Annotated in this window: 25 protein-coding genes; 22 read left to right on the forward strand and 3 right to left on the reverse strand. The window is 49.5% G+C overall.

Going from position 1 to position 20941, the window contains the following annotated elements; all coding sequences use genetic code 11:
• Positions 1-314 precede the first annotated feature (314 nt).
• From D3P07_RS09865 to D3P07_RS26730, 7 genes are all read left to right on the forward strand, one after another.
• Positions 315-635, forward strand: a complete 321-nt coding sequence (locus D3P07_RS09865; RefSeq protein ID WP_119800071.1) for an ArsR/SmtB family transcription factor — start codon at positions 315-317, stop codon at positions 633-635.
• A gap of 102 nt (positions 636-737) precedes the next feature.
• Positions 738-2039: an alpha/beta fold hydrolase gene (locus D3P07_RS27475; RefSeq protein WP_259391426.1), complete on the forward strand. Its 1302-nt coding sequence runs from the start codon at positions 738-740 to the stop codon at positions 2037-2039.
• Positions 2040-2068: 29 nt separating this feature from the next.
• Positions 2069-2212: a hypothetical protein gene (locus D3P07_RS26950; protein ID WP_182914250.1), complete on the forward strand. Its 144-nt coding sequence runs from the start codon at positions 2069-2071 to the stop codon at positions 2210-2212.
• Positions 2213-2499: 287 nt separating this feature from the next.
• A complete protein-coding gene (locus tag D3P07_RS09885) occupies positions 2500-2820 on the forward strand; it encodes a MazG nucleotide pyrophosphohydrolase domain-containing protein (RefSeq protein WP_119800072.1) in 321 nt (106 codons plus the stop codon).
• Positions 2821-2838: 18 nt separating this feature from the next.
• Positions 2839-3420: an LOG family protein gene (locus D3P07_RS09890; protein ID WP_119800073.1), complete on the forward strand. Its 582-nt coding sequence runs from the start codon at positions 2839-2841 to the stop codon at positions 3418-3420.
• A 195-nt stretch (positions 3421-3615) separates the two neighbouring features.
• Positions 3616-4242, forward strand: coding sequence for a flavin reductase family protein (locus tag D3P07_RS09895; RefSeq protein WP_119800074.1), 627 nt, complete (start codon positions 3616-3618; stop codon positions 4240-4242).
• Positions 4243-4605: 363 nt separating this feature from the next.
• Positions 4606-4809, forward strand: a complete 204-nt coding sequence (locus tag D3P07_RS26730; RefSeq protein WP_147384501.1) for a hypothetical protein — start codon at positions 4606-4608, stop codon at positions 4807-4809.
• Between the two features lie 175 nt (positions 4810-4984).
• Here the strand turns inward: D3P07_RS26730 and D3P07_RS09900 are convergent, their stop codons facing one another.
• On the reverse strand, positions 4985-5833 hold the full coding sequence (locus D3P07_RS09900; RefSeq protein WP_119800075.1) for an SDR family NAD(P)-dependent oxidoreductase: 849 nt from the start codon (positions 5831-5833) through the stop codon (positions 4985-4987).
• Positions 5834-5977: 144 nt separating this feature from the next.
• Here D3P07_RS09900 and D3P07_RS09905 point away from each other — a divergent pair, with 144 nt between their 5' ends.
• The 9 genes from D3P07_RS09905 (at position 5978) to D3P07_RS09945 (ending at position 14366) form a co-directional block, all read left to right on the forward strand.
• Positions 5978-6412, forward strand: a complete 435-nt coding sequence (locus D3P07_RS09905) for a MerR family transcriptional regulator (RefSeq protein WP_119800076.1) — start codon at positions 5978-5980, stop codon at positions 6410-6412.
• Positions 6413-6597: 185 nt separating this feature from the next.
• Positions 6598-7482: a M15 family metallopeptidase gene (locus D3P07_RS09910; RefSeq protein ID WP_119800077.1), complete on the forward strand. Its 885-nt coding sequence runs from the start codon at positions 6598-6600 to the stop codon at positions 7480-7482.
• Positions 7483-7506: 24 nt separating this feature from the next.
• Complete coding sequence (locus D3P07_RS09915; protein ID WP_119800078.1) at positions 7507-8079, forward strand: VanZ family protein; 573 nt, start codon at positions 7507-7509, stop codon at positions 8077-8079.
• 63 nt (positions 8080-8142) lie between these two features.
• Positions 8143-8847 carry a response regulator transcription factor gene (locus D3P07_RS09920; protein ID WP_119800079.1) on the forward strand — a complete coding sequence of 235 codons (705 nt, stop codon included), beginning with the start codon at positions 8143-8145 and terminating at the stop codon, positions 8845-8847.
• Positions 8840-9958: a sensor histidine kinase gene (locus D3P07_RS09925; protein WP_119800080.1), complete on the forward strand. Its 1119-nt coding sequence runs from the start codon at positions 8840-8842 to the stop codon at positions 9956-9958. Before D3P07_RS09920 ends, D3P07_RS09925 begins: the two co-directional genes overlap by 8 nt.
• Positions 9959-10037: 79 nt before the next feature.
• Positions 10038-10940 (forward strand): carbohydrate ABC transporter permease, encoded by a 903-nt coding sequence (locus D3P07_RS09930; protein ID WP_259391427.1) that lies wholly within the window; start codon positions 10038-10040, stop codon positions 10938-10940.
• Positions 10941-10996: 56 nt separating this feature from the next.
• A complete protein-coding gene (locus D3P07_RS09935; protein WP_119800781.1) occupies positions 10997-11827 on the forward strand; it encodes a carbohydrate ABC transporter permease in 831 nt (276 codons plus the stop codon).
• An 18-nt stretch (positions 11828-11845) separates the two neighbouring features.
• Positions 11846-13006, forward strand: a complete 1161-nt coding sequence (locus D3P07_RS09940) for an efflux RND transporter periplasmic adaptor subunit (RefSeq protein WP_119800081.1) — start codon at positions 11846-11848, stop codon at positions 13004-13006.
• Between the two features lie 25 nt (positions 13007-13031).
• On the forward strand, positions 13032-14366 hold the full coding sequence (locus D3P07_RS09945) for an ABC transporter substrate-binding protein (RefSeq protein WP_119800082.1): 1335 nt from the start codon (positions 13032-13034) through the stop codon (positions 14364-14366).
• A 44-nt stretch (positions 14367-14410) separates the two neighbouring features.
• Here the strand turns inward: D3P07_RS09945 and D3P07_RS09950 are convergent, their stop codons facing one another.
• Positions 14411-14719: a putative quinol monooxygenase gene (locus D3P07_RS09950; protein ID WP_119800083.1), complete on the reverse strand. Its 309-nt coding sequence runs from the start codon at positions 14717-14719 to the stop codon at positions 14411-14413.
• Between the two features lie 49 nt (positions 14720-14768).
• On the opposite strand from D3P07_RS09950, the gene D3P07_RS26955 reads away from it, so the two are divergent.
• On the forward strand, positions 14769-14969 hold the full coding sequence (locus D3P07_RS26955; RefSeq protein WP_182914318.1) for a hypothetical protein: 201 nt from the start codon (positions 14769-14771) through the stop codon (positions 14967-14969).
• On the opposite strand, the gene D3P07_RS09955 is transcribed toward D3P07_RS26955, so the two are convergent.
• Positions 14900-15046, reverse strand: a complete 147-nt coding sequence (locus D3P07_RS09955) for a DUF1540 domain-containing protein (RefSeq protein WP_119800084.1) — start codon at positions 15044-15046, stop codon at positions 14900-14902. The two genes, D3P07_RS26955 and D3P07_RS09955, sit on opposite strands and share 70 nt — an antisense overlap.
• A gap of 353 nt (positions 15047-15399) precedes the next feature.
• Here D3P07_RS09955 and D3P07_RS09960 point away from each other — a divergent pair, with 353 nt between their 5' ends.
• The 5 genes from D3P07_RS09960 (at position 15400) to D3P07_RS09980 (ending at position 20771) form a co-directional block, all read left to right on the forward strand.
• A complete protein-coding gene (locus D3P07_RS09960) occupies positions 15400-16236 on the forward strand; it encodes a sulfurtransferase (RefSeq protein WP_119800085.1) in 837 nt (278 codons plus the stop codon).
• 997 nt (positions 16237-17233) lie between these two features.
• A complete protein-coding gene (locus tag D3P07_RS09965) occupies positions 17234-17590 on the forward strand; it encodes a hypothetical protein (protein WP_119800086.1) in 357 nt (118 codons plus the stop codon).
• Between the two features lie 108 nt (positions 17591-17698).
• Entirely contained in the window at positions 17699-18436 is a 738-nt protein-coding gene (locus tag D3P07_RS09970) for a response regulator transcription factor (protein WP_119800087.1), read from the forward strand.
• Positions 18433-19521: a sensor histidine kinase gene (locus tag D3P07_RS09975; protein ID WP_119800088.1), complete on the forward strand. Its 1089-nt coding sequence runs from the start codon at positions 18433-18435 to the stop codon at positions 19519-19521. Before D3P07_RS09970 ends, D3P07_RS09975 begins: the two co-directional genes overlap by 4 nt.
• Positions 19518-20771, forward strand: a complete 1254-nt coding sequence (locus tag D3P07_RS09980; RefSeq protein ID WP_259391428.1) for a molybdopterin-dependent oxidoreductase — start codon at positions 19518-19520, stop codon at positions 20769-20771. The genes D3P07_RS09975 and D3P07_RS09980 overlap by 4 nt, the downstream gene beginning before the upstream one ends.
• Positions 20772-20941 lie beyond the last annotated feature (170 nt).

A 20941-nucleotide genomic window follows, 5' to 3' on the forward strand; every position in this document is an offset into this window, starting at 1 on the left:
CGACGGGGAAAGAGTAAGGGCTTAACAGGCTGCGTCCGACGCGGGATTGGAGGCTGTAACAGGGTTAGGAGCATGTGACCTGTTGCAGCCTTCTTTGGGCTGCTTGCAAACAACAAGTCGAAGAGAGCAGCTGCAAGAAACCCATAGCTTTCTGGAATAGATGGAATCTGATCAGGCTGTGAGGCAACGCAAAGGTTGTGTTTTCATCCTTGGAGGTTAGGCTATATGCTCGAAAAAGGGAACGAATTTATTTTTTATATATATTGACGTGTATATGCACATTGGTATATATTATGTGCATGAACACATCAGCCATGCAACTAACGTTAATCACACTCGCCGAGCCGAATCGCTTCAACATTGTTGAACTGCTAAAAAAAGGACCGCGATCGGTAGGGGAAATCGTTCAAGCACTGGGCATCAGCCAGCCTCATGTGTCTCGTCATTTGCGCATCTTGGGCGAGGCTGGACTGGTACGATCCCGCAGCAAGGCACAACAGCGTATATATAGCCTCGAAGCCAGGCCTTTTCAAGAACTGGATGAATGGTTTGATTCCTTCAGCATCCTTTGGGAAGAGCGTCTCGACCATTTCGAGGAATACATGCTGGAATACGAGAAGAAGGAGGATTTATGACAGGTCTCAACAGCTTTATCCCGAGATACATGCTGAACTACCGGCACATCTGGAACGAGCGGTTTGACGCACTTGAAATTTACCTAAAAAGGATGATTGCAGATGAGAAGAAAAACAACCATTCGTAAAAACCGCGAGCGTAGGGAGCTCACCGTCGAACGCACCGTTGCCATGCCTGCTAAGCTTGCTTGGGAAGGCTGGACTGAGCCCGAACACATTATACGATGGTGGGGACCTAAGCGCTGGACGACAACCGTTTATGAAATGGATGTTAAGCCAGGCGGCGTTTGGCGGTACAGTCTGAAATCTGATGACAGCAGTGGTGAAGAAGCCTATTGTCGAGCCGTATATGAAGAGGTGGAGGCACCTCGGAAACTGGTTTATACAGACTCTTTTGCCGACCGGGACTGGAATATCGTTTCGGATAGCGAGATGTTCACGACCGTCCTGTTCGAGGAAGAAATCGGAGGTACGCGGATTAGCATCGTGACGCGATTCGCTACAGGTGAAGAGTTGGATAACGCGGAAGCTATGGGAATGATCGAAGGATTCACGGATGCGTATGATCGGCTTGAAGATTATTTAGAAACGTTAATGGGAGGCTCTATGAACAACGTTATTTCAAAAGACGGAACAAAGATCGCATATCAAAAACAAGGGAACGGCCCAGCGCTTATACTGGTTTCATCAGCAGCTGCGGATCATCGGGATGCTGCTCAGCTAGCTGAGCATTTGACCGCTCATTTCACCGTATACAATTATGATCGTCGCGGGCGGGGTCAGAGCACAGATACAGCACCGTATAGCGTGGAGAGAGAAGTGGAAGATATTGAAGCTTTAATTGAAGCTGCCGGCAGCCAAGCTAGCCTGTTCGGAAGTTCGTCCGGAGCCGTGTTGGCACTTGAAGCGGCAAACTTGCTGGGGGATCGGGTTGCGAAGCTCTATCTGTATGAACCTCCGTTTATTATCAATGACAGCCGTAAGCCTGTGCCTGCTGACTACGTGCAACAATTGCAGGCACGAACTGAAGCCGGCAAAAGATCCGAAGCCGTCGAATATTTCGCATCCGAGGCTCTCGGTATTCCAGATGAATTTATCGGCTACATGAAAGCCGATCCCTCCTGGAATAAGATGGAGGCATTATCGCACACACTCGCGTATGACGGCATGATTATGGGCACCACGCAGTCAGGCCAGCCGCTGCCAACCGATAGATGGGCAGTGAACGTTCCAACGTTGATCATGACAGGGGAAAACAGCGAGCCTCTCTTCCATGACGCAGCACGCGCACTTGCTGAACTACTGCCTAAAGCTGTCATGCATACTCTGGCAGGTCAAGATCATTCTGCAGTCATAATGGCACCTGAAGTACTGGCAAAGACTGTTGTCGATTTCGAACGGTAGGGGACATATTACATAAGGAGAATGAAAATATGACTGATCTTCAAACGTTGAATCGTTTGGTTGGCACCTGGCATATTAGCGGCGGAGCTGAAGGAATGTTTTTATCCTTCAAATCCCGCAAGATGGCCAGTTTGGTCCTGAAGTTCTGGCAGGACTGTTTGGACGAGTCTTGATCATAGCCGACCTTGTATGGCTTCTGATTGTCGGAATTCAAGCGGTCAAGCTTCATAAGCAGAGTTTATAAATCATATAAAAGGAAAAAGGCTGTTTTGACTGGCGATGATACATAGTACGTTATGATTGCCGGGCTGTGACAGGTTGCTAGTTTAGTGACCTGCTGCAGCTCTTTTGGCGTTTTCGTCCAGGAAATCGATGGACATAGATTGTTATTAAATTATCTACTATGGTATGATTTTTTGAGAACTCTTGTTCGAAAAAGCTTTTGCAAATGGAGGTAAACATGCATATAAATGAATTTCAACAGTGGGTGAAGGAGTACTATCAGCAAAGGAACTGGTCCGACTTGGATATCTTTGTCCGGATTGGATTCCTTGCGGAGGAGACCGGCGAAGTAGCGCGTGCGATTCGCGCACTAGAGATCGGACGAGATCGACCCGATGAGATCGAAGGTTCGTATCAGGAGAATAAATCGGATCTAACCGAAGAACTTGGAGACGTACTAGGAAATCTCATTGTCATTGCGAATAGATACGATATAGCTCTCGAAGATATTTTAAAAGCTCATAAGCAAAAACTTGAAGCGCGTTATTCATCAAAATAATAATTGGAGTGTTCAGCTATGAAATCTATCGCAGTATTCTGTGGCTCCAGCGAGGGAGCTTCTTCAATCTATAAGGAAAGTGCAGTGAAACTAGGTCATGTGCTTGCTGAACATCAGATTACCCTTATTTATGGTGGAGCCAATGTTGGTCTGATGGGGGCTATTGCTGATGCTGTGTTGGAACAAGGCGGTCAAGTAATCGGGGTCCTTCCTTATTTTTTGCAGGATCGCGAAATTGCGCATAAAGGGCTGTCAGAGCTCATTATGGTGGGATCCATGCATGAACGAAAAGCCAAGATGACGGAATTGGCAGACGGATTTATTGCTCTTCCCGGTGGCCCTGGGACGATGGAAGAATTTTTCGAGATTTTTACTTGGGGCCAGTTGGGTTTACATAACAAGCCATGTGGTTTTTTGAACATAAATCACTATTTTGATCCGATTGTATCTATGTTTGATGTGATGCAGCGCGAGCAATTCATGCAGCCCAAGTACCGTTCTATGGTCATTACAGACCATACCCCTGAAGGGGTTTTGAAGCAGTTCTCAAATTACGTCGCTCCTTCTGTCAAAACCTATCTGAATGAACAGCGTACGTGAACCCGAAACACGATTAGGGAATCAATTTTCTCTCTTCATAACTAATGAATACATCGCTCAAGCTTTAGCTTGGGCGTTTTTTAGGTTTAAAAAGTTTGCGATCTTGCTGTCTTACTCTGGTTCTCTATATTACGCATAAGGTGTGTGATACATTAATTGCAAATTCATCAATCTTCAAGGGGAAGTGAAGCGGATATGCATACGGTAATAGAACCTAAAATTCTTTATTTTGGCACCTCTGTCGTTCTTATAAGTACGATCAATGAAGACGGTACGCCTAATTTGGCTCCGATGTCGTCTGCCTGGTGGCTTAATCAATCGTGTATGCTCGGTCTTAGCAGCAAGTCGCAGACTGTACAAAATTTGATCCGCCAGCAGGAGTGTGTGCTTAATCTGCCGTCCATTGACTTAATTCCTGCGGTTGACCGGCTGACTCTGTTGACTGGACGTCATCCGGTGCCGGAATCCAAAGCTATGCGGGGCTACCAGTATGAAGCAGATAAGTTTGGTATCGCTGGACTAACCCCGATTCCGTCACAACTTGTCAGGGCACCTCGAGTCCAGGAATGTCCCGTCCATCTGGAGGCCAAGTTAGTAAAAATACATCCATTCGAAGAACCAAGTTCTCTAGTCGCTATAGAAGTGCATATTGAAAAGGTTCATGTTGAAAATGAGCTGCTTATGGAAATAAACACAAACTATATTGATCCTTCGAAATGGAATCCGATGATTATGAATTTCTGCGAATATTTCGGCCTCGGCGAGCAGTTGTCAGCATCCAGATTAGCTCCGGTATTCGGACCGACAGTTCCGCCGCGCTGATCGCCCCCTGAAGGGGCTGAATGAATAGAATCCGAACGCTAGAATAGAGCACGGCATGAGATGCCGGTGCTCTTTTTTAATAACCTATTATCAAATATTTTATAACAACTTATCATTCATTTTATAACAATTGTTGTAGTTGATATCTGTGTATCCGTTGAAAGATTTGTCTTTATTAATGAAAGGACTATTCATATGAACATAAGAAGAATTTTCTCTGCTTTAGCCATTGTTACGCTACTGCTGAAGTCCTGTCTAAAGTGGGGACTTGAAAATCATTAAATGACTTTTGGGACAGCCCCTTACTGTTGAATCTGGTGCTTTATTAAGCAACGGCAAATTGCAATTCATCCGATTCGGCGAATGGATGGCTTCACACGGAGCCAGGTCTCGATTAAGTATTTGGACAACATGATTATGGTCGGCGGCGGCAGTGCCGAGTTCATCGTGACGGTTGAGACAAGCACTGCAATTCGCAATCTTCTCAGCTCAGAGGAAGAGGATGAATTTGTAGAGTTTACAGTAGGCGGCCAAGCCTGCGAATTTCCCCCGGAAGTTTATCGTTAGCTTCGAGTTAGTTGAATCTGCACTCTTTCAATTAGAAGACACCTCTATTGATCTGAGCTGGGAAGTTATTGAAAGTAATGAATTCAATCTGTATCTAACATTAAATGATCGGATTAAATGCTCTTGCAAAAGCATTTGGCATAGGCTGAATCATGTTGCGCTTCGGCGGAACCGACTATTGTAAAAATTCATGTTCATAAATCGTATGAATCCTCTCTAAAACGTTTCTCGCCTGATCTCTAAATTGTAACTCTGCAACCTTGCCTTTCAGCAAAAACATGCCTGTCTCATTGCTGTAGTCCCCGAGAGCACCGTCATACAGCATGTTTGCGCCGTGGGTCGGTGGAGAGAAAAACAGCTTCATCAACGGCTTGACCAATAGGGGAAGTCCGGATTTCTTCCCTTTTCTAAGCGTATTGTTACTACCTGGGTCAACACTGCGAATCTTAATGCCGTCCTTAACTAGCTGCGGCGCAATGGCCTCTGTCCACAGTGAAAGCGCCAGCTTGGAGGTAGCGTAAGGGCCAATCAGCTTGCGGAAGGTTTTGGGGCGTTCCAAGACTTCGATGCTAAACGCTTTTGTGAATTTAAGTGCTGACGATGACGTGTTGATGACCGTTTTTAAACGGCCGTTGTTCAGGAGTTCCTTTAATTCCATCAGGATGATATACGGCACGACCGTCATCAGCTCATAATGCTTCTCGCGTCCTTGTTTCGAATAACCCAGCTCATGAAAGCTCCCGCCGGCATTATTAAACAAAATATCGATCCGCTGTTCGTTAGCTTTCATCTCTTCCAGAGTCCTTCTCAAGCTAGCATAATCTGCGAGATCCGTTACTTTATACATGCGCAGCCGCCTGCTTACGAGCGCTTTTTGGATGCTCACATCGTCCGCCGGAAACGCCGAACGATTCAAGGCGACCACCTGCCAGTCCTCCGACAGCAATTTTCGGGTTAATTCCAACCCAATTCCGGCGTTTGCTCCTGTAATCAATGCGATATTTTCACGTTGGAATGTGTTCATTGTACTTCTCCTCCTGAAGTCGGGATATTTTCCCCTAGTAACGCCCATTGTAGAACTTGGAGTCGGCTCCAAGTCAAGGTATGAAGATAAGGTTTTGGTTCAAAGGGGAAGAGGCTTGACTTGGAGCCAGCTCCAAGGTGTATAATGCACAAAAAACATTTTCCGGGAGGGAATAGGGTGAAGGCAGAGCACACGTATACGATCAAGCAAACAGCTGAGCAAACCGGCATATCCGAGGATACAATCCGTTATTATGAGAAGATCGCGCTCCTGCCCCGAGCGGACCGGAAGGACAACGGGCACCGCATCTATCGGGAGGAGGACATCCATATGATCCGGCTGCTATCCTGTCTGAAAAAGACGGGAATGCCGTTGGAGGAAATGCGCCCATTTTTGGTGGTTTCCGCCGATTCCGACCCCGCAGAATATCCCGAGCTGGTGGAGCGTTTAAAGAGCCATCGTGAAAATATCGTCAGCCAAATCGCCTCGCTGCAGCAAGTCGTCGATTTTATCGACATGAAGCTGGTGAAGGGGAGATACCGCCGGGACGATTCATCAAGCTGCCACCCTATTGACTGACATACGACCACGATTCACGCAATACCAGCCATGGTAGCTGAAAACAGTACCAGGCGGGGCGAGACGTACCTTCCCACACTCAAGCCCGCTCTCAATTTAAGAAAAACTTTAGGTTTGAGCCCATTTCTTTTTTAACAGTTTGCTTTATCCTTCTAGCATACGAAAGATTAGGAGGAAGCTGGAGCATGAAGAAATGGGTTTTTTGTCTTTTAGTTTTGTTGATGCTAGGCTACGGATTGACGAAGTTTAAGGCGGGTATGAGCGACTTGCCTGATGAATCAAAGCTTCAGATTGAAAACTCAAACAAGCCTGATGAGGTAACTCAAGCAGATGGTTTTAAGATAAAAGTAACGAAAGAAATGATTTTCCAGGGAGACCTGCTGCTCGTCAACAAGGACTATCCTGTTCCAGATGGACTTGGACTTGACGCTGAGTCGGAAGCGATAAGTCTGGTTAGAAATCCCGAATGGATCGATGGCTTCGGCGTGCTGGATAACAGAGTCTTGCTATCGCCCCGGCTGGCAGAGAAGTTCCGCGCCATGGTGAAGGATGCGGCACAGGAGGGGGTTTCCAGCTTCCTGATTAGCAGCGGTTTTCGGAATGAAGCCGATCAAGAGGAGCTGTATCGCACATTGGGAGCAGAGATTGCCATGCCTCCAGGGTATAGCGAGCACAATATTGGTCTATCGATGGATATCGGCTCCTCGCAGGGCGAAATGAGTCGTGCCCCGGAAGGGAAGTGGCTAATCGACCACTCCTGGAAATACGGGTTTGTTTTGCGCTATCCCGAGGATAAAACGGCGATTACCGGTGTCCAATTCGAGCCGTGGCATTTCCGCTACGTCGGTTTGCCGCATAGTGCGATAATGAAGGAAAGGAACTTCGTGCTGGAGCAATATCTGGATTTTCTGAAGGAGCAGAAGTCGGTGAGTACAACGATCGGGGAGGACAACTATCAAGTCTTTTACTATCCGGTAACTGAAAATCACATGATCACAGTGCCTGCGAAAGGCGAATATGAGATTTCCGGCAATAATCAGGATGGCGTTATCGTGACGATTCGCAAATAAGCAGGACAAGGAGGGAACGGGCGAATGAGTGCGAAAATAGGCACGGTGGCAGCATCCAGGATAAAGACGAATATTAGCGTCCATCAAAGCAATAGGAAAGCAAGAAAGAGAGGCCGTCTGAGCGTACTAAGCCTCCGGGCTCTGCTTGTCCTATATCTATACATGCTGGTCAAAATCATCTTATTGAAGTTTCATGCCTTGAGCCCCGGTATTCTTTGGGACCGTCTGCTGACTGGCTTACAGCAGCCGGGGTTGCTCTCCCAGTGGCTGGATGCAGGCAATTTGTTGCCATTCCGGGAAATCTCCAGATCGCTGCATTCGTTAAGCGGCCACGATTTATTTAACCTGCTCGGCAACGTGGCGATATTTATGCCGCTCGGTATTTTATTGGGATTGACGTTCAAGGATGAGAGGATGGCCGGAGTAAAAATATGGGCTTGTTCGTTCGTCTTAAGCCTGGGTCTCGAGTCCGCCCAGCTTCTGTTCAGGATTGGCCAATTTGATGTCGATGACATATTGCTCAATACCTTGGGGGGTCTTCTGGGCTTCGCGATATACCTGGCGGCTATTCTTCCCTTCCGCCGAGCATCAAAGTGAAAGAAGCATTTGAAATCGCAAGCCGGACTCGGTTATGCTTGTCCTTGAAAAGGAGAGAATGTCATGAAATCGATCACCATTCTAATTGCGGATGACGAGGCGGAAATTGCCGATCTGATCGAGCTGCATCTGGTCAAAGAGGGCTACCGTTGCCTAAAAGCCGTCGACGGACAAGAGGCTCTCGGCATGATCTGGACGCAATCCGTGGATTTGGCGATATTGGATATTATGATGCCCAAGATCGACGGGTACGAGCTGACTCGGATAATTCGAGAGAAGTTTCATCTGCCGATTATTTTTCTTAGTGCCAAGGCGACCGATCTGGATAAAATCACCGGTCTGGTTCGCGGCGCTGATGATTATATGACCAAGCCATTTAACCCTATGGAGCTGGTAGCTAGAGTGAATGCCCAGCTGCGCCGCTTCATTCAGCTGAATCCGTCGATGGCTGCTCCGGCGGCAGATACGTCCATACTGGAGGCCGGCGGGGTCGTAATCTATCCCGAGCAGCGCAATGTGTTCCTGTATGGCAATCCGGTCGAGCTTACGCCCAAGGAGTTCGATATATTGGTGCTGCTCGCCAGCCATCCGAAGAAGGTATTCAGCTCGGAGCATATTTTCCAGCGGGTGTGGGGCGAAGCGTATTATGAAAGCGGAAATACCGTGATGGTGCATATCCGAACGCTGCGCAAGAAGCTTGGGGAGGACCAGCATAAGAACAAGCTGATCAGGACGGTTTGGGGAGTAGGTTATGCGTTCAATGGCTAAACCCAAATTCCGAAGCTTCCGTTTCCACATGATTCGCCTGTTCGGGCTCAGCATGCTGTTGTCCGCTGCCACTACCTTCTTGATCTATTTGGTGCTGCAGCAATATTACTACACGCTGCTCCGCGAAAACCCCATGTTCCAAATTCGCGAAATCATTCGCGATATCGGCGATATCAATGCGTTCCTGATCTTCTTTTTCCCGATCTCGTTTTTTTACTTCTATTTATTAACTCGGCGTTACGTTGCTTATTTCCGGGAGATTTCCCGCGGGATCAACCAGTTGGCCGGGGGAGATTTCACCCATCGGGTCCATGTTCCATCCAATGATGAGATTGGGGATATTGCCAGAGATATCAACTTGGCTAGCGAAAAGCTGAAGCAAGCGGTGGAACGGGGCGATTTCGCCGAGAATAGCAAGGAGCAGTTAGTGCTTAACCTTGCCCATGATTTGAGAACCCCGCTGACTTCGGTCATCGGGTATTTGGATTTTATCCTCCAAGGCAAGGATTTGACGGTTGACCAAATGAAGCACTACACGACGATCGCCTTCACGAAATCACAGCGGCTCGAGAAGCTGATCGACGAGCTGTTCGAGATTACACGGATGAATTATGGCAAGCTGAATATTCATCGGGCGCCGCTCGATCTGGGAGAGTTGCTGACCCAATTAGGCGAAGAGATGTATCCCGTATTCGAAAAAAACGAGCTGACCGCTCGCCTTGCAATGGCTCCGAATCTTATGATTTCAGGTGATGGTGAACTGCTCGCACGCGTGTTCGAGAACCTGCTGTCCAATGCCATTCGTTACGGCAGGGATGGTGAATATATCGATGTTCGCGGCAGCGAGGAGGAGGGACAGGTCGTTATTCAAGTCACCAATTACGGCAGAATCATCCCGCCAGATGAGCTGCCTCATGTGTTTGACATGTTCTTTACCGGAGATCGAGCGCGAACCCATCAGGAAGGAAGCACCGGGCTTGGCTTGTTTATCGCCAAGAACATTGTAGATCAGCATGAAGGCGTCATATCGGTGCAAAGCGATCTCATCCGTACCGAATTCGAGGTGCGATTGCCTTACTTGAAAGCATCCCCTCAAACGAATCCATTTTAGGAAAAGTTAAGAATTACCCCACTTCTTATTTTAACAGTCTGGCCTATGCTTAGAGCATCAACGGCAGGAGGACTGGAAGATGAAGAAGTGGTTTTTTTTGTGTGCTCCGAGGGGCCTCGCCCGGTGGATGCGCAGGGACACTGCGGCGGCGTGGCTATTTCTCGCGCCGAGCGCAGTTGGCTTTGCCGTGTTCTATCTGATCCCGTTTGCCATGGGAGTGATGTATTCGTTCATGGGCAGCGCTTCTGAGGGAGGATTTGAGGGCCTTACGAATTACCGGGAGCTGCTGTCCAGCGCTTCCTTCCGGAAGGCAGCGTACAACACCTTTTATTTTAGCGCGGTGAGCGTTCCGCTTATGCTGGCATTGTCCCTGGGGCTGGCGTTATTGCTGAATCGGCAAATTTATTTCCGAAAATGGCTGCGGACCTCCTATGTATTGCCGCTTGTTGTTCCGGTCGCCTCTGTCATCATCATCTGGCAGATGGTCTTTGACTGGAATGGAGCGTTGAACTATGCGTTCAGCTGGTTCGGCATCGACCGGGTGGACTGGATGAAGACGGATGCGGCCCGGAATGTGGTTATAGCGGTATATCTGTGGAAGAACGTCGGATACAACGTCATTTTGTTTCTGGCAGGACTTCAGCAAATTCCGAAGGATTATTACGAAACCGCGCAGCTTGAGGGTGCCGGCCGCTTTCGCCAGTTTTATGGCATTACGCTGGTTTATTTGACCACAACGACGTTTTTCGTAGTCATCATGTCGATCATCAATTCCTTCAAGGTGTTCCGGGAGACGTACTTGATGGCGGGCGATTACCCGCATGACAGCATTTATATGATGCAGCATTATATGAACAACATGTTCGTGTCACTGGATATTCAGAAGCTGACGGCGGCAGCTGCTTTGATGGTCTGCGGCATCATGGTGGTCGTGCTGGGGATGTTCGGCCTGGAGCGCCGGTATCGCCAGTTTATGGAGTAGGAGGAGGAGCTTTGCGAATCATTTCAACTATACATAAAGTCCTGTTAACCGCATTGATGGGGATGATTGGGCTGCTGCTGCTGTTCCCGATCGTCATTACCTTCACCAATTCGCTGATGAGCAAGCAGGAACTGAACATCAACTACGGAGCTATTGGAAAGCTCACGGAGGTGACGTCAACGGGTGCCGATGCGTTCGTCAATATGAAGTGGCTGCCGGACAAGGTGACCCTGGCGCAATATGGCGAGCTGTTGGTGCATTCCCCCAATTACTTGCTGCTGTTTTGGAATTCAGCAGGCTTGGTCGTGCCTATCATTATCGGACAGACGGTTGTCGCGGCGCTGGCAGCCTATGCCTTTGCGAAGCTGAACTTTCGCGGTCGTGATTCCCTGTTCCTCGTGTATCTGCTGACCATGCTGATGCCTTTTCAGGTCACGCTTGTCCCGAACTATATCATGGCGGATAAGCTGGGCTTGCTGCATACGCCCGGAGCTGTCATTCTTCCGGGTATCTTTGCCGCTTTCGGTGTATTCATGCTTCGTCAGTTTATGCTGCATATTCCGTACGCCTATATCGAAGCCGCCAAGATGGACGGCGCCAGCCATCTCAGGATATTCCTGACGGTCATCCTGCCAATGGTCAAGCCGGGGCTTGCTGCGTTGGTCGTGCTGCTGTTCGTCGATTACTGGAATATGGTCGAGCAGCCGCTGATTTTTATAGACGATCCGTTCAAACAGCCTTTATCGGTATTTCTGTCGAGGTTAAGCGGTGAATGGGATACGGTGTTTGCCGCATCGATGCTATATATGGCTCCGATGGTGCTGTTGTTCCTATATGCGGAGACGTATTTCATCGAGGGCGTTCAATTGTCCGGGATCAAGGGGTAGGAGGAGAAGACGAAGGATATGGAGCTATCGAAGGAGCAGGTTGATCGTAAGCGAAAAAAATGGATATCCGCCGTGCTGTTGCTGTTGATCGGATTGCTGCTGTTCTTCACGCTATTCAGCAATACGCTGCAGTCCGTTACCTTGCCGAAGGTAAGGGCCGAGCAGGCGGCAAGTGGTGGGATCGCTTATAAGCTGGAAGGCAGTGGCGAATTGCAGCCTGTTAATCAGGCGGAGCTGCCGAATTCGGCTGGTTGGAGGGTCCGGCAAGTTCTAGTGAAGGAAGGAGAGGAGGTCAAGAAAGGGCAGAGGCTCGTTGCATATGACAGCACCTCTGCCGAGAGGGAACTGGAGGATGAGCTGGCACAGCTGGAGAAGCTGACCATCGCGCTGGAAGGCGTGCAGGACCAATTCAAATTGTCGATGGTCGAAGGAAATGAGTCCGCTACACGGGAGGTTAGACGCGAGCTGGCAACGCGCAGTATTGATATAGCTATGCAGCAGCGGAAAATTGACGGACTAAAGGAGCAGTTGAATCGGCAGAGAGAGCTGAGGGCTCCGTTCGACGGGATAGTGGCGAAGATGAATGTGGCAGAAGGCCTCGTCTCCACTGGCCAGCCGGATGTCGTAATCACGAACCGGGACTTAGGCTATCTTCTGGAGATCATGGCCGACAAGGTGCTTGTTGACCGCTTAGGTCTTGCGGTTAAGCAGCCTATCGAGCTGAGAGTTGCAGCAGAAGGGGAGCAGCCAGCCCGCACGCTGGAGGGCATCATCGATGAAATTGCCGATGCGGGCACGCGAATCGCAGACCCGTCAGAAGGCGGCGGTGGAGCGTCAGCCATTATTCGCCAGAAGGAGCTGCGCATCCATGTGGCCGATGCCGCCCTGAAAGGGGGTGAGCAGGTTTCGGTCAAGCTGGAGCGGGCATCGTCTGGGAAGGGATGGCTCATCCCGAACGAAGCGGTTCATCGGGAAGGCGAGAAGCGGTTTATATTCAAGGTAGAGCAGCAGCGGGGGGCATTGGGCAATGTGTTTGTGGCCCGCAAGGTTCCGATTGATGCAAGCGAGTCCACAGATCGGGAGACGATGATTCCGGCAGATTGGCTGTATGAAGGTGAGCTAATCATTCTGGAAAGCAGCGAGCCGCTGCAGGACGGGAACCGGATTCGTCTGCAATAAAAACAAAGAGGAGAGGTAGGAAGCGATGATGAAAAAAGTAGGTTTGACAATGATTGGAGCAGTTATCATGTTGGTGGCTATGACTGCTTGCAGCACCGGTGGCGGCAACGGGGCTGAAGCGGGAGAAAAAAACAAAGTAACGGAAGAGGGGAAATCCGTTCTCACGCTGTCCATTATGCAGTCCACCCCGTATTATGAAGCATTGGAGAAAGCATTCGAAGCCAAGCATCCGGACATCGATCTGCAGATTCAGGCTTATAAGCAGGCTGGGGAAGAGGCGAAAGCCGGGGACTGGGAGGAGTACCGAAAGTCAATCAATACGGTTTTATTATCCGGGAAAGGATCGGATGTTCTCGAACTGATAGACGGGTTGCCTGCGGACGAGTATGTCGAGAAGGGACTTCTTCTGAATATGGAAGATTTAATGAGCCAGGATGACACGCTGAAGCAAGACAATATGTACATGAATGTATTAGAGGCGATGAAGCACAAGGGCGGAACGTATGCGATTCCGTCCGGATTTTCCCTCAGAGCGTTCATTGGAAATGGAGAGATGTTGAAGGACGCGGGTATCAATGAGCAGACCTGGACCTGGCAGGATTTTGCCGGCATTGCTAAAGGGCTGACGCAGGGAGGGGAGAGCTTGTATGCAATGGCTGATTATACGCCGGATATGCTGATGCAGGAAATGACGGTCGACAGTTACAGCTTATACGTGGATAAAGCTGCGAAAAAAGCAAAGTTCGATACCCCGGAATTCGTGGCATTACTGAAACAGGTGAAGAACATGTATGATGAAGGCGTGATGACCGCCGAGCCAGCGGGGCTTGACAAGCAATTATTCTACTCTGCCGTATTGCGTGAGCCGGCTGACGTGATTAACGTAACGCATGCGGTGTTCGATCACCCTCGGTTACTGCAAAAGCCGCATAGCGTAGAGCAAACCGGCATGATGCGAATCATCCCGTCCTCCAAGTTTGCGATTCGGGCGAAATCCCCGGTGCAGGAAGAGGCGTGGAAGCTGCTGAGCTTCCTCTTGTCCGAAGAGGGGCAGTCGATGCCGGAACGCGCCGGATTCTCGATGCTTAAATCGGTGAACGAGGGGAAGCTGGACGAGATCAAGGAGCAAATCCAAGCCGGAACCTATCAGTTGCCTGACGGTCAATCTGTTCAGGCGAAGGACGAGGAATTTACTCGGTTCAATGAGCTACTGAACATGGCCGATCAATATTCGAGTCTCGACGGAAAAGTGATTGCCATCGTCGGGGAGGAGTCCCTCGCTTACTTCAGCGGTCAGAAGTCTGCGGAGGAAGCCGCCGGGCTGATTCAAAACCGGGCTACGACCTTTTTGAACGAGTAGATGATTTAAAGGAAAGTCCTGTCTTCTTCCAAGGCAGGACTTCTTTAAAATCGCAACCCTTTGCCGCCGACCGGTCTGATTGTTGTCGACTCCACTCCGGCAATCAACGGCATGGCGCGCGCAATGGAGGCTTTTGTTTCTTCATGGTCGAGAGAGGCGCGATGAGCTTCCGGATTGCTCCACACCTCAGTCACCCATATAGCATCTGGCTCGGTATCCGATACATTGACGATATACAGCTCGCATTCCTCCATGGCTTGCATAGCAGCTTCGCCTTCCAATAAAATCTTGACTAACGTATCCCGTTCACCGGGTTTCGCTGTAAATTTGACATACATCCCAAATCTGCTCATGACCATCGCTCCCAACGTTTTTGTTAAGTATAGGTTAGGATGCCTATTAATGTATTGTAAAAAAGCGACAGCTTCTTGTTCCTCTTCACTTTCCGGCAAAAAAGACTTGATAATAATTATCGTTCTTGATAAAATCAAAAAAGAAGAAGGAACACCTGATGTATTCCTTCTCCATGTGGCTTATTTAACTTCGAATGTTTTGCAGTCTGTTTCCGACGATGTGCTAGCTTGGTGTTTGGATACGATGTAAATTTGTTCAGCAGCGCACTTGTTGCCGTTGCTCCAGTGACGGCAGGAGTCGACTTCACAAAGAACGTCTTTAGCCATTGCGGACACCCCCTTATGAAATTGATGGAAGACACAAATCGAATACAGCAAGGCGATATTCAAGTTCGCACCTTGTCATCGCTCGCATGCATGTCCCTTTTTCGCACAAAGGGCTATTTGTGTTTCATGCTTATAATACAACGAAATTAGACGCGACCGCAAGCTGTCTATCGTTGTTGCTGAGAAATTTCATAGGAATTTCATAGATGTATTCCACACGAACCCGTTGCGCTGTATGCAGGCGCAGCGGGCTTTTTTATGATAGATGAAAATAAAAACGGAGCGGACTTTTGTGATGAGGCAAAAATCCGTATAATAGGACGCATGGGTTTAATGTGAAAGGGCGGATTAACATGAACAATATTGTTTCCATGGCATGGGTGAAAGAGCAAATCGGAGCGCCGGATGTCGTTATCGCCGATTGCCGTTTTGTGCTTGGCAAGCCGATGACTGGACGTGAGGCTTATGAGGCATCTCATATTCCAGGAGCGGTCTATTTGGATTTGGAGAAGGATTTGTCCGCGCCTGTGGATGAGCATGGCGGCCGTCATCCGCTGCCGGATATATTCGATCTGACCGTTGCGCTTAGCCGCGCAGGGATCGGCAATGAAACGAAAGTGGTGGCTTACGACGACCAGGGGGGAGCGATGGCTTCCCGGCTTTGGTGGCTGCTGAAATATTTGGGCCACGAGCAGGTGTATGTGATGGATGAAGGATTTGCAGCGTGGGTGAATGCAGGACATCCGCTGACGGACGAGATTGTGGAACCTGCTCCTACGAAATTCCTGGCAGTCGTTGAGCATACGATGCTGGTTGAGATGGATCAGGTACAAGAGCAGCTAGGGCGAGAAGACGTCACGCTGATCGACTCCCGCGAAGCTCCGCGCTATCGTGGCGAGGTGGAGCCGATCGACCGCGTGGCGGGTCATATTCCGGGCGCCATCAATCGCTTCTGGAAAGACGGACTGACGGCATCCGGCAGTTGGAAGGATGCAGCAGATCAAGCGGAACGCTTCGCCGATCTGGACAAGAATCGTGAACTCATCGTGTATTGCGGTTCGGGCGTCACCGCTACGCCGAATGTGATCGCCCTGCAGGAAGCGGGCTTTACGAATGTAAGGTTGTATGCGGGCAGCTGGAGCGATTGGATTAGCTATGAGGGGAACCCGATCGCGACAGGGGAAGAGTAAGAGTGTAGAGGCATATAATAGTATGTAAAGTTTGAATACATCGCCATGTGGGCTAAGTGCCTTGGGCGATGTATTTTTTATGCTCGAAATCAACGTGGAATCAACATATGCTTGGAGAAAGTGTTTTCTATGGGAGAAAGAAATACACGCCCCGGAATGTGTGGGGCGTGTAAGGTGTGATTGATGACTAAAGGACCAGGAAAAGTGAAAAGAACACTCCGAACGCATGTTTTAGACGTTTGGAGTCAACAGAACTGTGCGGCTTCGTTAGTCGGATCAACGGAAAGCCAACGAAACTTTTAGCGAGCGAAACTCCAATTGCCATACTTTTGCCTTGTACATTGACAGATTAACTTAATAAAATTGGCGTAGGATTTTATGTTGAAAAGCAATATTTTAAGACTAGAAATGCGGAATATAAATTGACCAATGGCCTCAATAGTAAAGTTATTATTGAGTATTTGATTAAGTGGGATAATAAAACATGTAACTTAAAAGAAAAGAATTGAATTGTCAACCCAAAACTGAACAACAATTATGAGGGCACTTTTCTGGCTTGTACGGGGGTAAGATAGCCCAGGGTACCGTGAATGCGATTCGGCGTAGTAGATCCGCTCCTTCATCTTATCTGCTCATTCTACTAGCCATTATATTTCTGTCCAACTTAGTGTAGCCGATCCATCCATGGAGGGAGAATAACTAGAGAATTGTTTTACAGTGACGGCCATTCATGAGAGAGATTTTAGCAAAGGTGTGGTGAATTCGTATGTCACGAACACGTTTTGAATGTATGAGCCGCAATCGCATCAATAAGAAAATAAGAAGATGTGAGAGGGCTGTCTCTGCCGTGGATGTTACACGGTGGAGGCGGCTTTTTTAATTTATACTTTTGTAAGCTTTTTATAATCCTTTCGCAAGGGGATCGTTCTTGGATAGTTAGCTTTATCGTTTATGATTCCTTGAGTAGGCTAGTCAATTCTAATGAGGGGGGAACGAAATGAAGAAAAGGTACTGGGGTGTGCTTGTTACAGGTTTGATGCTGCTGCTTAGCGCATGCAATTCGAATGACAACGAGATGTTGAATGAAAAGCCGACCACGGAAATGAACGACAGCATGAAAGAAGAGGAAATGAAGGATAACGGCATGATGGAAGATAACGCGATGGAAGATAAAAAGATGGAAGATAAAAAGATGGAAGATAAAAAGATGGAAGAAGAGAAGATGGAAGAAGGTGAAATGAAGGACGACGGCATGATGGAAGAGAAGGAAGTGGACGATAAGGGAATGATGGACGAAGACATGATGGACGAAGGCATGATGGAAGAGGAGATGAAGGAAGATAATAAAATGTAGACAATGTCCCTCGCTACCTGGCGAGGGATTGTTTCATGGCAGTCGAATGCAACGCCGATTGGCGTTATAATAATAGAAAGAAGATGCAGCAGGGAACGGGGGATCGGCATGAGTACTCGTATTGTCGTGGCTGATGATGAACGAAATATAACGGATGTGTGCCGGCGGTATCTCGAACGAGAGGGCAACACGGTTTATGTTGCATCTGACGGCGAGGAAGCTCTTAACCTGTGGCGAGAGCATCAACCGGATCTGTTGGTGCTCGATTTGATGATGCCCAAGATAGACGGGCTTGAGGTTTGTGATACGATTCGCCAGACAGAGGATACGCCGATTATATTGCTGACGGCTCGCGGGGAAGAGCCGGATCGGCTGCTCGGCCTTACAATGGGAGCCGACGATTATATGACCAAGCCCTTCAGTCCGAGAGAGCTTGTGCTGAGAGTCAAAAATATTTTAAGGCGAACGGGCTATAGGGACCACGAAGCTGCCGCTCTCAGGGATGGAAAAAAGGATGCGGAGCAACTGCAGGACGCGCTGCACTTCGACGGGTTATCGATCTACCCTTCGGAGCGGAGGGTAGAGATTGCCGGGAAAAACGTTGAGCTGACGGCCAAAGAGTTCGATCTGCTGCAGCTGCTGGCGGCATATCCGGGAAAGGTGTTCTCCCGAAGTCAACTGCTTAATCACGTATGGGATGTTGCCTATGAAGGAGATATGACAACCGTCACGGTTCATGTACGCCGGTTGAGAGAGAAAATTGAACCCAATCCGTCCGATCCAAGCTGGATTAAGACGGTATGGGGCATCGGATATAAGCTGGACGGAAAGGGATTCATGCCATGAAGCTGCGATCCTATTTAATTCTGGCAAACACGATCAGCATCGCGTTCATCATTATATTGCTGCTCGTCTTTTTTCAATACATGCTTGTGACAAAGGAGCAGCTCATATGGCTTGCGCTTGCTACAGTCGGAGCGGGTATCGTATCTTCGGGGTTGTTTTTCGTGCTTGTCCGACCGCTTGAAGCATCCGTTAGGCGCATAGGGGAAGGCGCGGGCCGGATTGCGGCGGGGGATCTGGAAGCGCGGGTCGCGGATACGGTATTGTTGGAATTCAAACAACTGGCCGAGCAATTTAACCGGATGGGCGTGAATCTGGAGCAAAGCTTTCGGCAAGTGAAGGCGGCCGAGTCCGCTCAGAGGGAGCTGGTTGCCAATATGGCACATGATCTTCGCACCCCGCTGGCCTCTATGCAATCCTATGCCGAGGCGCTCGAGGATGGCGTAATCGAAGATGAAACGACTTACCAGCGCTATTTGTCGACCATTCGTTCGGAGACGGTACGTCTTGGGGATCTCATTCAGGATTTATTCGAGCTATCGACACTGGAAGCAGGCGGGCAGCAAGGCACTGCATACTCGCCAGCGGTTGCAGAGGATGTTCTCGTAGAGCTGCTTCCGCGATTCACGTTGCAACTCGAGGCGAAGTCCTTGCAACTGCGCGTACTTCTTCCGGAGCGGTCGCTTAAAGTGCATATACTCGCGCGACATTTGCAGCGGGTTCTTCAAAATATGATTGAAAATGCGGTAAGGCATTCTCCGTATGAAGGCATTATTCGAATAGAAGCAGAAGAGCGGAACGACAGCTTCGTTCGTTTTACCGTTACGGATGAAGGGGAGGGCGTTCCGCAGCAAGAGCTTGAGCGTATCTTCGACCGCTTCTACCGCTCGGATCGTTCCCGCAGTCGCGAAGGCGGGGGAGCGGGCCTGGGATTATCCATTGCGAAGCTGCTCGTGGAGCAGTATCAGGGACAGATCGGCGTAGAGCAAGCTAACGGGCAAGGCAGCAGGTTCTGGTTTACGGTTCGCAAAGCGGATGAAAGATCCATTATGCCTGAAAATACCCAAATCGAGGAGGAGTCCCTGTGAGTGGCACACTGGAGAGGCTGCGCAAAGGATTTGGCAAGAAGCTGGTTGCGTTGCATATGTGGAACGGATGGATCGTCGTTATTTTGGCGCTAACGGGGCTCATTCTGGTGGGCGGTTTCTGGCGGGGTATTCTCGGCGAGGGCCGGGTATGGATTAAGTGGCTGCACATTGTCGTCGGCGTCGCATCGATCATGCCGGTACTGTACTACTTGCTTCTCGCGGGCAAGCATTGGAAGCAGCTAAAGGATAAGCCCGCACAGCGAGCCAATGTGCTGATCGTACTGGGGCTGCTGCTCGGCTGGTTCTTATCCGGCGTGCTGTTGTGGCAGTTCCGGGCGGTTGGACCACGCGTGACGAACGTTGCTTTAGTTGTACATGATCTGCTCACATGGGTCGGACTGCCGTACATCATTTATCATTCGATTACGAGGGTGCGATGGCTGAAGGAACCGACCCGAAGGACGGTTAAGCGGGAGAACGAGCGTGATACCGCCACGGACGCTCTTCATCCTGCCGCGCCTCAACCGATCTATACGCGCAGGTCGTTCATTCGCGGCGCGATTGGAGTTGGCTTGGCCGTTACGATCGGACCGTCTTTTCTCAAATGGGTCGGGGATTCGCTTGGCAACTTCGGAGTGGGCGGCAGCCAGTCGCTCGACAAACTCATCGAGAGCGACGCGAACAGCCTCGTTCCCTTGCCGCAGCCGCTTCCGGCATCTGCGCCGCCGATTGGCGGAGGCGCGCAAGGACAATTTCGTGTATACTCCGTGACGCCGATCCCTGCTTTTACAAACGAGAACTGGTCGTTCACGATAGACGGACTCGTCGACAAGACGTCCAAGTGGGACTGGAAGCAATTCGTCGCGCTGAAACGCGAGGTACAGGTTAGCGACTTCCACTGCGTCACAGGCTGGTCGGTGTACAAAAACACATGGGAGGGCATCAAGCTGAAGGACCTGCTGAAGCAGTCAGGGGTGAAGGCGAATGCTCGTACCGTGAAATTCTACTCCGGCGACGGGGTGTACACGGATACGCTCACGCTCGAACAAGCCGATATGGACGACGTTCTCGTTGCCGTCATGCATGACGGCAAGCCTATCCCAAGCGATCTCGGCGGTCCGGTCCGTCTGATCGTACCGAAGATGTACGCCTACAAGTCGGTGAAGTGGCTGAACCGCATCGAGCTTATTGAAGGGGAGCATGTCGGGTATTGGGAGCAGCGGGGTTATTCGAACGAAGCTTGGGTTTAGATGGAGCAGGAGCAGGAGAAGGCGGCCTGTTACAACTATGGCTAGATTACGCATAGGAGCAAGACATTAAGTAAGTAATAGTAAATGGGATGAAACACGAAAGTCCGGGGTGCGGCGACGCGCCCCGGGCTATTTGTTGTACGCCCAGCATGGGCGTCATTTCTAGGGTG

It is taken from the genome of Paenibacillus sp. 1011MAR3C5, from assembly GCF_003591485.1.
Classification (GTDB): Bacteria; Bacillota; Bacilli; order Paenibacillales; family Paenibacillaceae; genus Pristimantibacillus.